The organism is Pseudomonas sp. NFX5 (assembly GCF_049132125.1).
Lineage (GTDB): Bacteria > Pseudomonadota > Gammaproteobacteria > Pseudomonadales > Pseudomonadaceae > Aquipseudomonas > Aquipseudomonas marginalis.
Map to the genome: position 1 here is coordinate 56,961 of NZ_JAFMZG010000030.1, position 18,341 is coordinate 75,301.

The 18,341-nt window shown below is 59.5% G+C and carries 23 protein-coding genes; all 23 read left to right on the plus strand.

The genetic code is table 11. The annotated features are described in order from the left end of the window. The first annotated feature begins 208 nt into the window (after nt 1-208). The 23 genes from J1N02_RS19630 to J1N02_RS19740 all read left to right on the plus strand — a co-directional run bounded on the left by J1N02_RS19630 (nt 209) and on the right by J1N02_RS19740 (nt 18,341). A complete protein-coding gene (locus tag J1N02_RS19630) occupies nt 209-532 on the plus strand; it encodes a phage holin, lambda family (RefSeq protein WP_421147628.1) in 324 nt (107 codons plus the stop codon). Further along, complete coding sequence (locus tag J1N02_RS19635; RefSeq protein ID WP_421147629.1) at nt 529-915, plus strand: hypothetical protein; 387 nt, start codon at nt 529-531, stop codon at nt 913-915. The genes J1N02_RS19630 and J1N02_RS19635 overlap by 4 nt, the downstream gene beginning before the upstream one ends. Next, on the plus strand, nt 878-1,063 hold the full coding sequence (locus J1N02_RS19640) for a hypothetical protein (protein WP_033901765.1): 186 nt from the start codon (nt 878-880) through the stop codon (nt 1,061-1,063). The genes J1N02_RS19635 and J1N02_RS19640 overlap by 38 nt, the downstream gene beginning before the upstream one ends. Nucleotides 1,064-1,119: 56 nt before the next feature. Next, nucleotides 1,120-1,350, plus strand: coding sequence for a DUF7681 family protein (locus J1N02_RS19645; protein WP_033901764.1), 231 nt, complete (start codon nt 1,120-1,122; stop codon nt 1,348-1,350). Between the two features lie 17 nt (nt 1,351-1,367). Next, nucleotides 1,368-2,108, plus strand: coding sequence for a hypothetical protein (locus J1N02_RS19650; protein WP_033901763.1), 741 nt, complete (start codon nt 1,368-1,370; stop codon nt 2,106-2,108). A gap of 152 nt (nt 2,109-2,260) precedes the next feature. Next, complete coding sequence (locus J1N02_RS19655; protein WP_065890650.1) at nt 2,261-2,806, plus strand: terminase small subunit; 546 nt, start codon at nt 2,261-2,263, stop codon at nt 2,804-2,806. Further along, a complete protein-coding gene (locus J1N02_RS19660; RefSeq protein WP_421147630.1) occupies nt 2,778-4,724 on the plus strand; it encodes a phage terminase large subunit family protein in 1,947 nt (648 codons plus the stop codon). Before J1N02_RS19655 ends, J1N02_RS19660 begins: the two co-directional genes overlap by 29 nt. Next, nucleotides 4,724-4,933 carry a phage head-tail joining protein gene (locus J1N02_RS19665; RefSeq protein ID WP_421147631.1) on the plus strand — a complete coding sequence of 70 codons (210 nt, stop codon included), beginning with the start codon at nt 4,724-4,726 and terminating at the stop codon, nt 4,931-4,933. Before J1N02_RS19660 ends, J1N02_RS19665 begins: the two co-directional genes overlap by 1 nt. Next, the gene (locus J1N02_RS19670) at nt 4,930-6,450 is read left to right on the plus strand and encodes a phage portal protein (protein WP_421147632.1); all 1,521 of its coding nucleotides are present in this window, start codon (nt 4,930-4,932) and stop codon (nt 6,448-6,450) included. Before J1N02_RS19665 ends, J1N02_RS19670 begins: the two co-directional genes overlap by 4 nt. A 7-nt stretch (nt 6,451-6,457) precedes the next feature. Next, nucleotides 6,458-8,440, plus strand: a complete 1,983-nt coding sequence (locus tag J1N02_RS19675; protein ID WP_421147633.1) for a prohead protease/major capsid protein fusion protein — start codon at nt 6,458-6,460, stop codon at nt 8,438-8,440. A gap of 83 nt (nt 8,441-8,523) precedes the next feature. After that, the gene (locus J1N02_RS19680) at nt 8,524-8,877 is read left to right on the plus strand and encodes a DUF2190 family protein (protein ID WP_213553101.1); all 354 of its coding nucleotides are present in this window, start codon (nt 8,524-8,526) and stop codon (nt 8,875-8,877) included. Nucleotides 8,878-8,892: 15 nt separating this feature from the next. After that, a complete protein-coding gene (locus J1N02_RS19685) occupies nt 8,893-9,225 on the plus strand; it encodes a head-tail joining protein (RefSeq protein ID WP_421147634.1) in 333 nt (110 codons plus the stop codon). Nucleotides 9,226-9,227: 2 nt separating this feature from the next. Then, a complete protein-coding gene (locus J1N02_RS19690) occupies nt 9,228-9,782 on the plus strand; it encodes a hypothetical protein (protein WP_033901757.1) in 555 nt (184 codons plus the stop codon). Then, a complete protein-coding gene (locus tag J1N02_RS19695; RefSeq protein ID WP_025858885.1) occupies nt 9,779-9,967 on the plus strand; it encodes a DUF2635 domain-containing protein in 189 nt (62 codons plus the stop codon). Before J1N02_RS19690 ends, J1N02_RS19695 begins: the two co-directional genes overlap by 4 nt. Further along, nucleotides 9,964-11,436, plus strand: a complete 1,473-nt coding sequence (locus J1N02_RS19700) for a phage tail sheath subtilisin-like domain-containing protein (RefSeq protein ID WP_421147635.1) — start codon at nt 9,964-9,966, stop codon at nt 11,434-11,436. Before J1N02_RS19695 ends, J1N02_RS19700 begins: the two co-directional genes overlap by 4 nt. A gap of 23 nt (nt 11,437-11,459) precedes the next feature. Continuing rightward, complete coding sequence (locus J1N02_RS19705; protein ID WP_033901755.1) at nt 11,460-11,828, plus strand: phage tail tube protein; 369 nt, start codon at nt 11,460-11,462, stop codon at nt 11,826-11,828. Beyond that, the gene (locus J1N02_RS19710; RefSeq protein ID WP_025858882.1) at nt 11,828-12,130 is read left to right on the plus strand and encodes a hypothetical protein; all 303 of its coding nucleotides are present in this window, start codon (nt 11,828-11,830) and stop codon (nt 12,128-12,130) included. The genes J1N02_RS19705 and J1N02_RS19710 overlap by 1 nt, the downstream gene beginning before the upstream one ends. A gap of 100 nt (nt 12,131-12,230) precedes the next feature. Beyond that, nucleotides 12,231-13,916 (plus strand): hypothetical protein, encoded by a 1,686-nt coding sequence (locus tag J1N02_RS19715; RefSeq protein WP_421147636.1) that lies wholly within the window; start codon nt 12,231-12,233, stop codon nt 13,914-13,916. A 12-nt stretch (nt 13,917-13,928) separates the two neighbouring features. Further along, a complete protein-coding gene (locus J1N02_RS19720) occupies nt 13,929-15,179 on the plus strand; it encodes a DNA circularization protein (RefSeq protein WP_421147637.1) in 1,251 nt (416 codons plus the stop codon). Continuing rightward, nucleotides 15,172-16,290, plus strand: coding sequence for a phage baseplate assembly protein (locus tag J1N02_RS19725; protein WP_421147638.1), 1,119 nt, complete (start codon nt 15,172-15,174; stop codon nt 16,288-16,290). Before J1N02_RS19720 ends, J1N02_RS19725 begins: the two co-directional genes overlap by 8 nt. Further along, on the plus strand, nt 16,283-16,816 hold the full coding sequence (locus tag J1N02_RS19730; RefSeq protein ID WP_421147639.1) for a phage baseplate assembly protein V: 534 nt from the start codon (nt 16,283-16,285) through the stop codon (nt 16,814-16,816). Before J1N02_RS19725 ends, J1N02_RS19730 begins: the two co-directional genes overlap by 8 nt. Next, nucleotides 16,816-17,283 (plus strand): phage GP46 family protein, encoded by a 468-nt coding sequence (locus tag J1N02_RS19735; RefSeq protein WP_421147640.1) that lies wholly within the window; start codon nt 16,816-16,818, stop codon nt 17,281-17,283. The genes J1N02_RS19730 and J1N02_RS19735 overlap by 1 nt, the downstream gene beginning before the upstream one ends. Continuing rightward, nucleotides 17,283-18,341 (plus strand): baseplate J/gp47 family protein, encoded by a 1,059-nt coding sequence (locus J1N02_RS19740; RefSeq protein WP_025858876.1) that lies wholly within the window; start codon nt 17,283-17,285, stop codon nt 18,339-18,341. The genes J1N02_RS19735 and J1N02_RS19740 overlap by 1 nt, the downstream gene beginning before the upstream one ends.

The window sequence follows — 18,341 nt, forward strand, 5'->3', positions numbered from 1 at the left end:
GTAAATTAACCCCATCATGTCGATCTTGCGCGTATGAGAGACGACGATTAAAGCCCAGCCCATTGCTGGGCTTTTTGCTTTCTGCAATTCATTGAGCCTCGGCATTCGCCGGGGCTTTTTCGTTTTCGGCTCCACCACACCCGTTGCTATGGCCGGGAGTGCTGATGGGGCCGGATTTATCAATCTCCCCGAGAGGGAGGAAATCCGGATGCCACCCATGCCAGACAAGCCAGACACGTGGGCCCAGATCTGGCAGGCCCTCTCGAACCCGCTATGGCAGGGCGCAATCATGGCCGTCACGATTACTCTTCTTCGGGTGTTGTACGAAGCGAAAGAGCCAAACAAGTGGCGGATCATCTTGGAGGCGCTGATTTGCGGTGCTCTCAGCCTGTCCGCCAGCAGCATTATTGAGTGGATGACCTGGCCCCCGAGTTTGTCAGTTGCTGCTGGTGGTGCCATTGGTTTCATTGGCGTAACGGCGATCAGGGACATGATCATCCGATTCCTGGGCAAGAAGGTGGACTCGGCATGAAGGCGATCGCTGCGGCAATCATCATCGTCTTGGTGGGCCTTCTGTTGCTCGGCATTCAACAGCTACGGGTTGAAGACCTTCGCGAAGAGAAGCGCGTCGAGACCCAGGCCAAGGATGACGCCATCAAGGCCAACACCGAGAGCCAAGCCACCATCACCACCCTGCGCGCTGAAGCAAAGCGCAATGCCGAATACCAGGCCGATCTGGCAAAGCGCCTCAAGGCCAGTCAGGACAAGGCGAAAAAGGCGGAGAAGAACTTTGAAGACCTCAAGCGCAACAGCAAGCCTGTTCGTGACTGGGCTGCTCAGCCTCTGCCTGACGGCCTGCGCGGCAAAGCCGGCGGTAGTGACAAAGACCCACGCCGTAAGGCTGGAAGCCCCTGAGCTGATCCCGTGCGAACGGGTAGATGAGGATGCAGCCGACCTTCGCCTGAATGGCGATGTGTGGGAGCTGAAGGACAGGGCAATCAACCTGCTCGACACGTGCGCCGACCAGGTAGACGCCCAGATCAAGCGCAGCCAGAGCAAGTAATCCGGGCCACGTATCCGAATGCGTCAAATCGTGGCGCGCAATCATGAGGAGCCACCATGGACAACCAGCACAAGAAAATCACCGGCTACCGAGACCTTTCTCAGTCCGAGATCGACGGCATGAACTCCATCAAGGCGCTGGAAGCTGATACCGGTGAGCTGTTCAAGCAGATCGGCCAGATTGAAGGGGTCGACCCTCGACTGCTGGCACTGGCAAAGACCAACCTGCAGCAAGGTTTTATGTGGTTCGTGCGCTCGATCGCTAAGCCGGCTGACCCCTTCAGCTGAAGAGTTGGTGACTTCAGATGTTCCAGATCGATGCTCGAACCAATATCGAAGAGCTATCGAAGGCGCTTCGAACGGTTGGTGAAAAACAACTGCCATTCGCCTTTGCGCTGATGGCCACCCGCCTGGCCGTGCTGGTGAAGAAGGGCGAGTTGTCGGTATTGAAAGCGCGTATTGATCGGCCGACGACAACGACCCTGAATAGCCTTTATGTGAAGCCCGCCACGAAGGGTAAGCCGGAAGCCCGCACGTTCTTCAAGGATGCATGGACATCAGGCGTTCCCGCCGACACATACCTGCAGCAGGCAGTGAAGGGCGGTCGTCGACCTCATAAGCGTTTCGAGAAAGCACTGATCGCAAAAGGGATCATGAAGCCTGGGCAGTACGCACTTCCAGCAGCATCAGCACTCAATCAGTTCGGCAACGTTCCCCGCGGCACGATCATGAAGATCCTGTCGGGCCTTGGTGCGGCCGAGACTGTTAGTGGTGTGCAGGCCAACGCTACGGGCAGCAAACGCAGTAAGCGTAAGGGTAATGCCCAGAAGTATTTCGCCGGCGAAGTCGACGGCACCCAAGGTGTTTGGGAGCGGAAGAAGACGGCGTGGGGGGATGCGGTTCGGCCGGTGTTCATCTTCAGTGATGGCGAGCCAGGCTACCGGGTCATCCTCCCGTTCTACAAGATCGCCGACAACATCGTGAAAGCGAACAGGGTTCGTGAGTTCCAAAGCGCAATGGACACGGCACTGGCGACGAAACGATAGGAGTTCTTGAGTGGAGGGTGGTGGGCGCCCCTGGATGGTGCACCCACCCCCCCCTTTGGGTCCTTCCCCGGCCCCCAGCCCCATGCGGGTAATTCGGGCCCCGCGCGCCAAATATGTATGACCTTTTTCCCACGGTTGGTTGTTGTTTAATCATGGCCAAAAACGAAACAACCAAACAGCGCGGGTGGTTGAACAAATCCGAGATGGCTTCGAGCCTCGGGATTTCCCCGCAAGCCTTTGACAAATGGGGAGTTGCGCCTGTCGCACGCATCGGTCGAGAGGCGTTCTATACCGTGCAGAACGTGGTGGAAAACCGCGTTGAACACGCGCAACGGAAACAACAACCGACGGGGGATGGAACCGAAGGTCTCGACCCGCTGATCGAGTACAAGCTGCTCGAAGAGCGCCGAGGCCTCACCGCCGCTCAGCGCATAGCCCAGGAGAAGAAGAACCTGGTGCTCGACAAACAGCTCGTGCCTGTCCCATTCGCCACATTTGCCCTGGCAAAAATCGCCGCTCAGATCGGCTCGAAACTGGACACCGTCGGAAAGACCGTCACTCGACGCCACCCCGAGGTTGACCCTCGGATCATCGAGTCGGTCGAGCGGGAGATCGCGCTTGCTCGAAATATTGCCGCCAGCTTTGGTGAGCAACTTCCGGAATTATTAGATGAGTACGCTGAGTCCGTGGCTGAATGATCTGCGCAAGTCGATCAAGCTAGGACTCCAGGCGCTCTATAAAGAACCACCGCAAACCGCCGTCGAGTGGGCGGATAAGAATTTCTACATGTCGGCTGAGTCCTCCTACAACGAGGGCAAGTGGACGACCGAGCCGTTCCAGGTCGCAATCCTGAACAGCATGGGCAACGACCTGATCAACGTCGTCAACTTCATCAAGTCGGCGCGGATCGGCTACACCAAGCTGTTGATGGCGAACATCGGTTACAAGATTCAGCACAAGCGCCGCAACGTGATGATGTGGAGTCCGACGGACCCAGACGCCGAGGACATCAGCAAGAGCCACGTCAACGGCATGATCCGAGACGTACCTGCGGTGGGTGACCTGGCGCCGTGGTTCGGCCGCAAGCACAGCGACAACACGCTCGACCAGAAGATATTCGCCAACCGCCGGACACTCTGGATCCGGGGCGGCAAGGCTTCGCGCAACTACCGCGAGAAGTCAGCCGACGAGGTGATCTACGACGAGTTGTCCAACTTCGACGAGAGCGTCGAAGGTGAGGGCTCGCCGATCACCCTGGGTGACAAGCGCCTCAATGGTGCGATCTACCCTAAGTCGATTCGTGGCTCAACGCCAAAGCGTGTTGGCTCCTGCCAGATCACCAAGGCGGTTGAGGAGTCGCCATACCTGCTGAAGTTTCACATCGACTGTCCGCACTGCAACCAGGAGCAGACGCTCAAGTGGGGCGGCAAGGATTGCGAGTTCGGCCTGAAGTGGGAAAAGAACGCGCTCGGCGAAGCTGAAAAGGCCTGGTATTTGTGCGAGCACGCGGCCTGCGTGATCTGGCACAACGAGATGGTCGAGGCCTCTAAGACTGGTCGCTGGATCTGCGAGCACACCGGCATATGGACTCGCGATGGGATGGACTGGTTTGGCGTTGACGGGGAAATCATGCGCACCCCGCGCTCTGTCAGCTTCAGCATCTGGGCGATTTACAGCACCTGGAGTACCTGGCTCAGCCTGGCGGAAGAATGGCTGAAGGTGAAAGGCGATGTCTCAAAGCTGATCACCTTCATGAACACCACGCGCGGCGAGACGTGGGACGACGACCAGGGCGAGAAGCTCGACTCCGAAGTTCTGTACGGTCGCCGCGAAGTTTATCCGCAGGTCCCAGCACTTGGCCTTGTTCTTGTTGGTGGCATCGATACCCAGGACGACCGTTTCGAGGGGCGTGTATGGGCGTTCGGCCCAGGCGAGGAGGCCTGGCTGGTCCATCGTTTCATTCTGATGGGAGACCCGGCCAGCGAAGAACTTCGCCGCAAGGTGGGGCTTGAGCTGCACAGGCAGTTCACTCGCGTGGACGGCACCGTAATGAAGGTTGAGCGCTGGACGTGGGACGCCGGTGGCCACTATGCCGACGAGGTGTACGCAGAAAGCCGTAAGCATGGCGTGCACTGGGTGGTGCCAATCCGTGGTGCGACCATCTACGGCAAGCCGATCGCGAACTTCCCGCGCACGAAGAACAAGGTGCACAAGGTCTTCCTCACCGAGGTGGGCACCGACAACGCTAAAGAGTTGCTGTACAGCCGCATGGTGCTTCCTGTCGATACGGCTGCCTCACAGGCCGGCGTGTCTCAACCAGGCGTTGTTCACCTACCGGCCAATGACACGATCTGCGATGAGTCGGAGGTCAAGCAACTCACCTCGGAAAAGAAAAAAGCAGCCATATCCAAAGGCAAGCGCGTGATGCGCTGGGACAGCGGTGGCCGCCGAAACGAGGCGCTCGATTGCTTCGTGTACGCGCTCGCCGCCCTGCGCATCTGCCAGCAACGGTTCGGGCTTGATCTCGATCTGTTGGTTGGCGCTGTCACCGGCGGCAATGAGCCGGATGCCGAAGAACGGCCGCGCAAGAAATCCTCTCACTGGAATAAAAACTGATGGCCTACACGATCGAGCAATACAACGCCCTGCAGGCGGCAATCGCTGAAGGGGCGTTGTCGGTCAGGTATGCCGATAAGAGCGTCACTTACCGGTCTCTCGACGAGATGATGCGCATCCTTAAGCTGATGGCCGCCGACCTGGGGCTGAACGCCTGCAACGACGGCGGTCGCCGTTACACCTCATTCTCCAAAGGATACTGCCCATGAGCATGCTCGACAGCCTGTTCCCTGGGTATGCAGCGAAACGTTCCGAGATGCGGCTGAAGAAAGCGCGCACGGACATAGCGCTGAAAATGATCGAGCGACGGTTTGAGGGTGCGGCAGGCGGCCGGCGCAATGATGGATGGCGCGCCACCGGTGCCGATGCGAACGTTGAGAACGCTCCAGCCCTGGCCAAGCTTCGCAACCGCGCGCGTGATCAGCGGCGCAACAATCCGTTCGGTGAGCGCGGCATCACGGGCATTGCTGACAACGCTGTAGGCGCTGGCATTGTGCCGTTGCCGTTGGCGAAGCGGGATCGCGATGGACTACGGCTTATGGATCTGTGGAAGGCCTGGGCCGAGACCACCGTTTGTGATGCTGACGGGCTGGATAATTTCTACGGCCTGCAGCACATGATCATGGAGGCCGTTGCAGAAAGCGGTGAGTGCTTGGTTCGCCGGCGCCGGCGCTTCAGTTCTGACGGGTTGCCGGTCCCGGTCCAGTTGCAAGTGCTTGAGGCTGACTTTCTCGATGAGTCTAAGGCGGACATTGTCGGGCTCAACCGGATTATTCAGGGCGTAGAGTTCGACGCCCTCGGCCGCCGCGTCGCGTACTGGTTGTTCGATGAGCATCCTGGTGCGAACGCTGTGTGGGGCTCCCTGCAATCGCGCCGGGTACCCGCCGAGGATGTGATTCACGTCTTCCTCCGCAAACGCCCAGGCCAAGCGCGCGGCTATAGCTGGCTGGCTCCTGTCATCCAGCGAATGCGCAACTTCGACGAAATGGAAGATGCGGTGATGGAGCAGGCGAAGATAGCCTCCTGCTTCGCCGCGTTCGTCACCAAGGACGAAAACACCAGTACACCTGGCGGCAAGAAGCCACCGCTCATTGACCGGGTAGAGCCGGGCATTGTTCAGGAGCTTGGGTTCGGGGAAAGCGTCAGCTTCGGCACACCGCCAACGTTCAATGGGTACACCACGTATTCCTGGCAACAGCTGCACGCAATGGCGGTCGGCTTGGGTGTTCCCTATGAGTTGCTCACCGGTGACCTAAAGGGCGTCAACTTCTCCAGCGGTCGAATGGGGTGGTTGAACTTCGCGCGGCGGGTCGACGTTTGGCAGTGGCGCATGTTGATCCCTCAGCTGTGCGATCAGGTTTGGCGCTGGTTTATGGAAGCGCAGGTGCTTCTCCCTGGTGGAGTCACCGACGACGTGAAGGCCTATTGGGTTCCGCCTCGCCGCGACATGGTCGACCCGAAGGCGGAAACAGAGAACGTCATCACTCGCGTGCGCAACGGCCTCACTACCTGGCCAGACGCGCTGCGCGAACTTGGCATCACCGACCCCAAGCGGCACGCCGAACAAATCAAGAAAGCAAACGACATGATCGACGAGTACGGGTTGGTGCTGGACTGCGACCCGCGCCGAGTAGCGGCCGCAGGTTCGCCGAGTCAGCCACCATCAAACGAAGAGAAACCAGACGATGCCAACTCCGAACCAGGTGATGACACGCAAGACACATGAGACGCCGATGCTCAGCCTGCGTGCTGCCGTGCGGCCTGGCTCGGTCGATATTGACGCGCGAACTGTCGAACTGACCTGGACGACCGGTGCTAAAGGCCGGCGCTGGTCATGGGATGTCGGCAGCTACATGGAAGAGCTTGATGTCAGCGAGGGTGCGGTTCGCCTTGATCGGCTCAACAACGGCGCGCCACTGCTCGACACCCACAACCAGTACCAGCTGAGTGCGGTACTCGCCGTGGTAGAGCGAGCTTGGCTCGATGGCGGCGAAGGTCACGCTTTGGTTCGGTTCAGCAAGCGTGAAGACGCTGACGTGGTCTTCAAGGACGTTGTTGACGGCATCCTTCGAAACATCAGCGTCGGCTATGCGGTGCACCGGTACGAAGTCGTGGAGGAGGAAGACGACAAGCTCCCCACTTACCGCGCTGTCGATTGGGAGCCTTTGGAGCTGTCTCTCGTCCCGATCGGCTTCGATGACGGCGCAAAGGTGCGCAGCGCCAAAACCCCGGCCGAGTACGAAGGCCAAAGATTCCACACCATTTTTGAAGTTCGGGAGGCAAATCAGCCAACCGGAAAAACGGCCGCCGTGCCTACGACCCCAGAGGATGATGCAATGACCGAAGAAGAGAAGCGCGCGGCGGAAGAAGCAAAACGCGCAGCCGAGGAAACCATTCGCCGCCAGGCGGAAGAGTCGGAGCGTAAACGCAGCCTGACTATTCGTAGCATGGCGCAGAAAGTGAAGCTGAACGACGAGGCCTTCGTCGAAGACCTGGTTGCCCGCGGCGTTTCTGTTGCTGAAGCCAGCGCAGCGCTGATCGACAAGATCGCTGAAACTCAGAACAGCACCCAGCCACAAACCCGCAACAGCCAGCCGACTATCGTGAACGGTGGTCAGGATGTCGCCATCCTGAACGCCAAGCGCTCTGCCATGCAGAACGCTTTGCTGCACCGTTGCGACACCACCGTCAAGCTGGAAGAGGCCGGCCGCGAGTTCCGCGGTATGCGCCTGGTGGACATGGCTCGCGAGTTCGTCGAGATGGCTGGCGGTAACGCGCGGGGCATGACACCGCAGGAACTGGCCCGCGCAGCATTGGGCTGTGATCGCCAAGCAGTGCGCGCCGCCGGCATGCACAGCACCAGCGACTTCCCGCTGCTGCTCGGCAGCACTGTGAACCGCACTCTGCGTGATGCTTACGCCAATGCCCCTCAAACCTGGCGCCCGTTGGGCCGTCAGACCACGGTACCGGACTTCCGCGCCGTAACCCGCGCAGCTCTGGGGGATATTTCCGCACTGGAAGCCGTCAAAGAACACGGCGAGTACAAGTACGGCACGCTGTCCGAGGATGGTGCGCCTATCAAAGTCGCCAAGTTCGGCAAGATCATCGCACTCACATGGGAAACCATCGTGAACGATGACCTTGGCGCGCTCACCCGCATCCCGGCTGCGCTGGGTAATGCGGCGGCCGCGACTGAGTCGAATGTGGTTTGGGCCCTGTTGTTGGGTAACCCGAACTTCGCTGACGGCGTACCGTTTTACGACGCAAGCCACGGCAACGTTGCGGGCGGTGGCGGTGCAATCAACACCACTACCTTGGCTGCCGCTCGCGCCGCCATGCGCAAGCAGAAATCCAAAGCTGGCGAGTTCCTCAACCTGTCGCCGGAGTTCCTGGTGGTTGGTCCAGATAAGGAGTTGGAAGCCTTCCAGTTCACCAGCTCGGTTTACGTGCCGGCGAAGAACGCTGACATCAACGATGTGCGCAACGCCTCGCTGACTGTGATCGTCGACGCCCGCATCACTGGTAACCAGTGGTACCTGTTCGCTGCGCCAGGTTCCATCGACACCTTTGAATATGCCTACCTCGAAGGCGAGCAGGGCGTGTTCACCGAAACCCGCGAGGGCTTCGAAGTAGACGGCATGGAAATCAAAGCCCGCCTGGTGTTCGGCGCCGGCTGGATCGACTACCGCGGCGCATACAAGAACCCGGGCGCGTAACCCAGGCGTTCGATCCAAACCCAAAAGGGCGCCGTGTGGCGCCCTTTTTGTTTTTCAGTTCTTGTCTCTAAAGGGGACCTTGCATGAAGACTTTCATCCAGCACGGCGACTGCCTGACTGTTCCAGCACCAGCCGGCGGCACTGTTTCGGGCGAGCTCTACAAAGTCGGTTCGATTGTCGGCGTGGCTGCTACTACCGAAGCAGCCGGTGCACCGGTGGTGCTCAAGCTCGACGGCGTGTTCGGCCTGAACAAAATCAGCGCCCAGGCCTGGGCAATCGGTGACCCGATCTACATGAACACCACCAGCCGTGCTCTGACGAACGTGTCGGCCACCGGCCTGGTGTTGGTGGGTATGGCGACAGAGGTTGCTGCTAACCCATCCGCCACCGGCGCCTGCCGCCTGAACGGCGTATCCGCGCCGGCGGCGGTGGCGTAAATGGGCTGGGCCTCAATGGCCCAGCGCATGCTCGGCGTTTCGATCCGCACCTTCAGTGAGCCGACAGCAGCGCTTGATCCATTGGGCGCTGTGTACTGGCTGACAGATGGTGTTGCGCCTGGTGTGCCGCTGGCACAGGCGGTGTTCGATAGTGCCCACGTTACCGTCGAGCCTGAGACTGGCGCGCCGGTGTCCTCTAACAACCCCGTCCTCGGGGTTCGGGTCATTGACTTGCCGAACGAACCCACGAACCGGGATCGCGTCCAGGCGCGGGGTATTTTATACAAAATCCATGACGTGCAGGCCGACGGCGTGGCGGGTGTGACGCTGTTCCTTCGCAAGGTTTGAATATGGCTCACCCACGAGAACTGATCCGCAAGCAGGCCGTCGCGGTGCTGCTGGGTGCCACCAATGCGGGGGCGAGCGTTTATGCCAGCCGGGTGGCGCCGCTCATTTCCAACGGCTGGCAGAGCGAGTTGCCGGCGATCATCGTTTACACGATGGACGAAACGGCAGAGATCTTTAACCAGGCGCCCAGGGAATACAGGCGCCGCGTAGAGCTGGTGGTGGAAATACACGCCGAAGGCAACGAAGCGTTGGACGACACGCTCGATACGCTGGCCCGCCAGGTAGAGCGCCTCCTGCTTATGGACGACACGCTCGGCGATACGGTGAATGACCTGCAGTACGTGCGCTCCCGCATGGTTCTGCTGGACCAGTCGGAGCACCTGACGGGCGCGTGCCGCCTCATCTTCGACGCTGAATATTTTGATCGTCACCCTGACGACCTGTTCAACCAAAGCCTGCCAGATCTGAAGTCGGTTAAGACCGAATACAGCCTGGGCAACGCGCAGCCGAATCCGGCTGATCGCGCAAAAACCATCATCGAGGACCTGAATCCATGACCACGCGCGTGCTCGTGAAACCGGCCGAGGGCCGCCTGGTGCGTCACCCCGACACCTATGAGCAGATCAAGCCAGAAGGCTTGCCTGTGGAACTCAACAGTTACTGGATCCGCAAGGAAAAGGCCGGTGACGTCGTCATCAAAGAGGCTGTAGTACCGGCCGAAACCAAGGGTGAAAAACAATGACCATCGGAATGGATACGATTCCTGGTGCCGGCGCGCTTCGCAAGCCTGGTGTCTACAGCGAGATCGACAACAGCAAGGCGGTGCGCGGCCCTCAGCCGGTCAGCTACCGTCGCCTGCTGATTGGTCAGAAGCTGGCCGCCGGCGCTGCCGCTGCCAACACCCTGATCCGCATCACCAGCCCGGCCCAGGCAGACGTTCAGTTCGGGAAGGGCTCAATGCTGGCTGGCATGGTTCGCGCGGCCATGGCGATCGATACCTACACCGAGCTACAGGTTCTCCCGGTTGTCGACAATGCCGCAGGGGTAGCTGCTGCTGCCACGCTGGCGTTCACTGGTCCTGCCACCGCATCCGGCACCATCGAGCTGATGATTGCTGGCCGCCGTGTGTCTGTCGGTGTGATCAGTGCCGACACCGCCACTGTGATCGCGGCATCTGTAGTCGCCGCTATCACCGCCGCAGATGACATGCCAGTAACGGCCACCGCAGCGACAGGCACCGTTACGCTGACCAGCCGCCACAAAGGCGAGGCCGGCAACAGCTTGAATGCCCGTGTGAACTATTACACCGGCCAGGTACTGCCTACCGGTGTCGCGGTCACCATCAGCGCTTTCACGGGCGGCTCTGGAAACCCCGACCTGGGTTCGGCGCTGGCGGCTCTGGGTGATGAGTGGTTCCAGGTATGGGGGCTGGCATATACCGACGCAGCCACCCTGGCGACCGTAAAGACTGAACTGAACAGCCGATTTGCCTGGGATCGTGAAATCGAGGCCCACGCCTTCACAGCAGCGCGCGGCACTCAAGGCTCCCTTGGAACCCTTGGCGACAGCCACAACAGTCAGCACCTGGTCATCATGATGGCCAACGACGAGCCGATGCCGACGTACGAGAAGGCCGCTGAGACCATGGCCATTGCGGCCCTGTATGCCGCCATCGATCCGGCCCGTCCAATCCAGAATCTTCAGTACGCCTGGTGCCTGGCGCCTGCCACGGCGGACAAGCTCACCAACCAGGAACGGAACCTGTTGTTGTTCGACGGTATCGCGACCAGCAAGGTCAACAACGACGGCACCATGGTCGTTGAGCGACTGATCACCACCTACAAAACCAACACCGCCGGCGGCCCCGACATCAGTTATCTGGACAGCGAAACCCTGTTCACCCTGATGTACATCCGTCACGACTGGCGCGACTACATCTTACGCAAGTACCCGCGGCACAAGCTGGCCGACGACGGCACGCGCTACGGTTTTGGTCAGCCGGTTGTTACTCCCGTGGTCATGAAGGGCGAGGCCATTTCAAAATTCAGGGAATGGGAGCGCTTGGGCCTGGTGGAGAACATGGCCGACTTCAAGGCGAATCTAATCATGGAACGCGATGTTAGCGATCCCAACCGCCTCAACGACTTACTGCCGCCTGACCTGGTCAACCAGTTGCGAATCGTGGGCAGCAAAATTCAGTTCCGCCTGTAACGGCGATTGCCAGGAGAAAGAAAATGGCAGGAAAAAACCGTATTGGCGGACTCATCGCCTTGAAGGTAAACGGCGACATTTACTTCGCCAAAGGCGCTTTCACTTACAACCTCGGCAAGCCCAAGCGCGAGGGCGTGGTGGGCTCCGACGTTGTCCACGGCTACAAGGAAACCCCTCAGATTCCATTTATTGAGGGTGAGATCACCGATCGCAACGAGCTGAGTCTCGAAGATCTGGTCACGCTCGATGACGCAACCATCACGCTGGAACTCGCCAACGGCAAGGTCATCACCCTGAGTGAGGCCTGGTACGCAGGCGAGGGCACCGGCAACACCGAAGAAGGCAACATCGCTTGCCGCTTCGAAGGCATCTCTGCCGAGGAAATCTCGTAATGGCAAAGGAAAAAACGATTCAACTAGCCGAGCAAATCACGTTCGGCAAGGACACGTTCACTGAGCTGACCGTGACCCGCAAGCTGAAATACCTGCGCGGTCATGCGTTGCGTATCACTTCGGATGGCAAGGGCAACGGCGGCGCGGACATGGATTTCGCTACGCTGATTGACCTCGGGGCCAAGATGGTTGGCCACCCCCCTGCGTTGCTCGACGAGCTGAGCGAGGACGATCAAGCCGCCGTCATCGGCGAGGCCCGGGATTTTTTGCTGAAGCACCTCGGGGGTGGGAAGGAGGCGTAACCGTCGTCGTCAAAGTTATGAGCGTTCAGCCGTCGGAAGTCATGGAAATGGATTTCGACGAACTGAACTGGTGGCTTGAGCGCACCGAGGAGTGGGTTGGATGGCAGACAAAGGATACTCCCTAAACGTCATCATCGCGGCCGTGGACAAGATTACGGCGCCACTGCGTGGGATTTTCGGCAAGGTCAAAGCCGCGAGTGCCGGCATTGCAGGTGCGCTTGATCGTACCGGCCTGCCGATTTTCGCGAATAGCCTGAAGAACGTTGGTGGCGCGATTGGCGGCGTGGGCAGCGCGGTTGCCTCAAGTACCAAAAAGCTTCTCGGGCTTGGGGCGACACTGGGAATCACGGGCGCGGCGCTGAACATGTTTTTTCAGGGCTTCGCTGATGCTACTGGTGCGATTGGTGATACTGCTGAGCGCACCGGTATTAGTCGCGAACGGTTCCAGGAACTAAGCTTTGCAGCGAAGCTCAGCGGTTCATCTGCGGAAGCGCTAGGCGGCGCCCTGCAGAAGATGCAAATCAATATAGGCGCCGCGACGTCGGGCTCGAAAGAACTTTCGCAAATGTTCAAAGGCCTCGGCATCAACATCAAGGATTCGTCCGGGAAGCTGAAAAGCTCCGATGCTTTGTTCGACACCTTCGTTGATCGAATCTCGAAGATCAAAGACCCGTCCCTACAAGCACAGGCGGCGGTGAAGATCTTCGGCAAGAGTGCCACCGAGCTACTCCCACTGATCCGCGGCGGTAGTGCAGGGCTCAAGGAGATGTCAGACGAGGCGCGCCGCCTAGGTGTCGTCATTTCTGACAGTGCGGTTCGTGAAGGCGAGGATTTCGGGGATACGCTTGACACGATCCATGCCGCACTCGGCGGTGTCAGCAATAGCATCGGAAGCTCCCTGGTGCCGCAGTTGAATATGCTGGGCAAGCGGTTGATCGAGACGATCATCAAGTACCGCCCCCAAATCGAAGCATTCGCCACGGCGTTCGCCGAAAACCTGCCTGGGAACATCGAACGAGTCACCGGCTTTCTTGGTGACCTGTACGACGGTGTTCAGCCGGTGATCGAGATATTCAGTTCGCTTTCCGAAACCTTCGGCACGGCCAACCTGATATTTACGGCGCTCGGCTTGTACATCGGGGGCGGCTTCATAATGGCGGTGCTGAACCTGGCACTGGCCCTGAAGGGGCTGGGGCTGGCGATCACCCTCACGCCGGTCGGCTGGTTCCTGGCGGCCATCGTGGCCATCGGCGCCGCGGCCTATGTCATCTACAAGAACTGGGACAACATCGTCGGGTTCTTCGAGGACAAATGGGCGGGCGTCAAGGCCGCCTTCAGTGACGGAATAATCAACGGTATCTGGAAGCTGTGGAAGGAATACAACCCCATCACTTTGATGATGGAAGGCTTCAATGGACTGATCAAGTACCTGACAGGCTGGGACCTGGGCGCAATCCTCGGCAGCAAGATCACCGAGGCCGTTGCTGCCATCAAGAACGGATTGCCCGACTGGGCTAAGAAGTTGCTTGGCATTGATGGTGCCGGGGTCAACGGCGGCGCTGAGGGTGGTTCGCCGTCGGCTGCCACTGGCGGTGCCGATACTGACCTTGGTCGACGAGCTGCCAAGATCGGCAGGGATGCCGTTCAACAGTTGGCCCCGCCGGAGCAAGCAGTAAGGGTGCAGGTCGACCTGAACAACCTTCCCGCAGGGTCCAAGGTGAAAACTGAGGGCAGCCAGGGAGCGACATTCGATACCGACATCGGTTACTCGATGATGGCCCCGTAACCGGAGTTCCCTATGGCTTGGCGAGACAACTACCGCGCCGCGACATTTCGCGGCGTGGGCTTTTTTGTGGCTACGGCAGACAGCAGTCACGGCCGGCGCCAGGCGGTACACGAGGCGGCCCAGCGCGATATTCCCTACACAGAAGACCTTGGCCGTAAGTCGCGGGAGTTCGGTATCACCGGCTACCTGCTGGGCAAAGAATACGACGTCGCCCGTGAAGAGCTGATCAAGGTCTGCGAACAAGCGGGCCCTGGTGTGTTGGTTCACCCGTACAGGGGTGAGCTGACTGTAGTCTGCCGGGGGCTCACCGTCAGCGAATCCTCGGACGAGGGCGGTAAATGCACGATCTCGATGACTTTCCTCGAGGCGGGCGAGGCGTCTTACCCATCTGCCAAGGTCGACAGCGTCAATGCGATCAGCGCAAAGGCGGGCGAGGTCACCGAGGCCAGCAAGGAAAACTTCGTTGCTGACTTCCTCACCAAGGGTTACCCGTCTTTCGTGGCCGAGGCGGCCACTACGCAGATAAAAGGGTTGAGCGATTTTTTGAGCTCGCCTGAGTTCATCGTTTCAAGCGACATACAGGCAGTATCCGACTACTACGACAAGGTCAAAGGCATCGGCTCTGATGCGTTCAATCTGATCCAGGCGCCGTTCGAGTTCGCTGGCCAGGTCGTTGACGCGATCAGCAGCATCCGGTCAGCCTTCGGCAGCAGCGCGTTCGGAATGCTGATGAGTCTTTACAGCCAGTATTTCCCAAGCTCCGACGATACATCCTCTTCCGCTACCGCTAGCCGACAGCAGGTCGTGAGGAACACCAGCGCCGTTTCCGCGCTCGTTCGTCAGGCCGCCATTTCTGAGGCAGCTGTCGCCGCAGTGGTCACGCAGACAACCGAGGATGTTTCCAACGGCGGCACAAAAACTACCTCTGAGCCGACTAAATACGATAGCTACGAGGCGGCCATTGCGGTGCGCACTGAGCTTTCCGACAGGCTCGACGAGGAGAGCGAGTCGACCAGTAACGACCTGGTGCATGTCGCGGTTACCGATTTAAGGACGGCCGTGGTTCAGGCCGTTCCGGATCCCGAGCAGGACTTGCCCAGGCTCTCGAAGTTCTCACCGAGACAGACGCTGCCATCTCTGGTTGTTGCATACCAGCTCTATGGCGATGCCGGCAGAGCGGAAGACATCGTGTTGCGCAATGACCCCCGTCGCCCAGGCTTTCTGATTGGCGGCCAACAGCTTGAGGTTCTCGCAAATGGATGACCTTGAGCTGTTGGTCAACGGCATGAATTACGCGGGATGGACCCAGGTTGGAGTAACGCGCGCTGTTGATGCTTCCTCTGGCGCGTTCACTGTGACCCTGACGGAGCGCTGGGAAGGGCAAGAGGGCAGGGGGGCTCAGGTTGAGCCCTGGCCCATTCTCCCTGGCGATAAGTGTGAGATCCGTCTCGGCGGGATAACGATGGTGGTCGGCTATGTCGACATCTTCAAGCCTTCGTTCAGTGCGAATGATCACACCATCAATATTCAAGGCCGCGACCGGACATCGGACCTGATCGACTGTAGTGCCGTGCACACGCCGGATGAGTGGAAGAACATCGATCTATTGCGCTTCGCTCAGGTCCTGGCTCAGCCATTCGGCGTCGGTGTTTCGGCTGATGTCCCGGTGGGCACTCCATTCACGGTCTGCAAACTGCAGCAGGGCGAAACAGCGTTCGAAGCAATTGAGCGTTACGCCAAGCAGAGACGCCTATTGCTGACGACGGATGGTGCCGGCGGCCTATTAATCACCCGTGCGGGTAACAAGCGGGCCGCCGTCGGACTGGTTCAGGGTGAAAACATCCTCAGTGCCACCGGAAGCATTGATCACAGCCAGCGTTTCCGCAATTACCTGGTTAAAGGGCAGGCTGGATATAACCCAAACAGTGATGGAGGCACTGAGGCGCACGTCGAGGGCGGGGCAAGCGACAGCGGAGTCAGGCGTTATCGACCAATGCTGATCGTCGCTGAGTCCGGTGGATCGAACGGCAGCGCCCAGGAGCGAGCTACCTGGGAGGCCAACAGCCGGCTGGGAAAATCAGCTTCCGCTTCCATAACCGTCCAAGGCTGGCGGCAAAGCCCGGGCGGGCCAATCTGGGAGCCAGGAATGCTGGTGCAGGTCAAGTCGCCGTGGCTGCGGATGGACGGTCAGATGATTATTCGGCAGGCCACCTACGAGCGGGGGGAGGGCGGTACCACTACCAAGCTCGACATCGTCAGCCCGCAAGCCTTTTCGCCGGAGCCTCCTGATTCGAAGAAAGGCAAGGCAGGGAAAAAGGGCGGTCGGAATATTTGGGCGGAAGCCATCGGGGAAGAGGACAAAAAAGATGGGTAACCCACTTCGCGATCTAAGCAACCGCGTGATGATGATGTTTGCCCGTGGTGTTGTGCGCCGCGTCACCGACACGAACGGACGGCAGCAGTTGCAGGTGGAGTTGCTCAAGGACGAGCTGCGAGACGATATCGAACACATGCAGAACTACGGTTTCACCAGCCACGCAACAGGTGGAGACGTAGCGGTGGCCTTCATTGGTGGCAACCGCGAGCAGGGGATTGTTCTCGCAGTTGATGACCGGCGCTATCGCATCACCCTGAAGGCTGGTGAGGTCGCAATGTACGACGACCTTGGCAACAAAGTTGAGCTGCTGCGCGAAATGGTAAAGGTCACGGCTGTTCAGCATGCAGAGGTTCAAGCCCCGACCATCAAGATGATCGGAGAGATTGAGATGGTCGGTAACGTAAAAATCCAGGGGAATATTGACTCCACCGGCACCGTCACGAACAACGGCAAGAACATCGGCAGCACCCACCAACATAACGGGGTGTTGGTGGGATCCGCAAACACGGGAGCACCAATTTAATGGCTGACGCCGCAATGGTAATGACCGAGTTCGGTGGAGACCTGGTGCTGTTTGGTTTCGACCTTGAGCGCGATGACGGCCTTGAAACTGCCGTAATCATCAGCCTATTCGCCGATCGTCGCGCCAGTGCTGAGCAGATCCCGCCCGAATATGAGCAGGACGATTTGCGCGGCTACTGGGGAGATCTCACAAACGCCTCGGCGACCGACCAGACGGGCTCGCTGCTCTGGCTATTGGCCAGGGAAAAAGAACTGCCGCAAACGTTGAGCCGCGCCGAGCAATATTGCCGAGACGCCCTGGCCTGGATGATTGATGACGTGGTGGCCACGACGATCGAGGTCGCCGCTTCATATCACTCGCGTGGCGTGATGCTGCTCGTTATCGACATCTATCGCCCGACCGGCCCGGCCGTTCGCTACCGATACAACTATGAATGGTCGGCCCAGGCCGGCAAGAGGGCTGCCTGATGCCATTTGCTAGACCAACCTTGCCGGAGCTCATTGACCGGGTTACCACCGACATCAGCGGGCGCGTTACCGGCGTCCAAAGCGCAGTGCTGCGCCGCTCGCTGCTGGGGATCCTCGCCCGGTCTGAGGCTGGCGCAGTGCACATGCTGTACGGCTTCCTTGAGTGGGCAGCCAAGCAGGCGATTATTGATACGGCCGAAAAGGAATACCTCGAGCGGTGGGCGGCGATCTGGAAAGTCTTTCGCAAGGCCGCTGATTATTCGACCGGCGCCGCGCTGCTTGCCGGTGCAATCGGGTCAACGCTTCCGTCCGGGACGATCCTTCAGCGGCAAGATGGTGTGCAGTACCGGGTCGTGTCTGATGCGGTGTTCACCGACATCACGCTCCAGCCTACTGTTGTTGCATTAGAGGCTGGTGCCGCCGGCGATGCCCCGGCCGGAACGCCACTGTTTCTGTTGTCGCCCGTTGCCGGTGTTCAATCGACCGGCTCTGCGGCCACGGACATTGATGGCGGTCTTGATGTTGAGACGGATGCTCAGTTGCTTAACCGTCTGCTGAAGCGCATCAGGCAGCCACCCCATGGTGGTGCTGCCTCAGATTACGAGCTCTGGGCTCTTGAGGTCCCAGGCGTCACCCGTGTGTGGGTCTATCCGCTTCAGATGGGCGTCGGGACCGTGACGGTGTTGTTCGTCTGTGATGGTGAGACCGACATCATCCCGGACGTGGCGAAAGTCGCAGAGGTTCAGGCTTACATTGACGCCCGTCGCCCGGTGACCGCAGAGGTGTTTGTGGCGGCTCCTATCGCCGATCCGCTCAATCTGGCGGTGAAGCTTTCGCCGAACACCGCGGCTGTCCAGTCCGCGGTGCGGGCAGAAGTTGCCGACCTGATTGTCCGCGACTCGAAACCGGGAAGCCCGATATTGATCAGCCGCCTGCGCGAAGCTGTCTCTATCGCGGCAGGCGAAGCGGACAACCAGATAACGGCGCCTACCGCAGATGTCACCCACGCCACCGGTCACATGGCGGTGCCAGGCACCATAACCTTCTCCAGCTTTTAA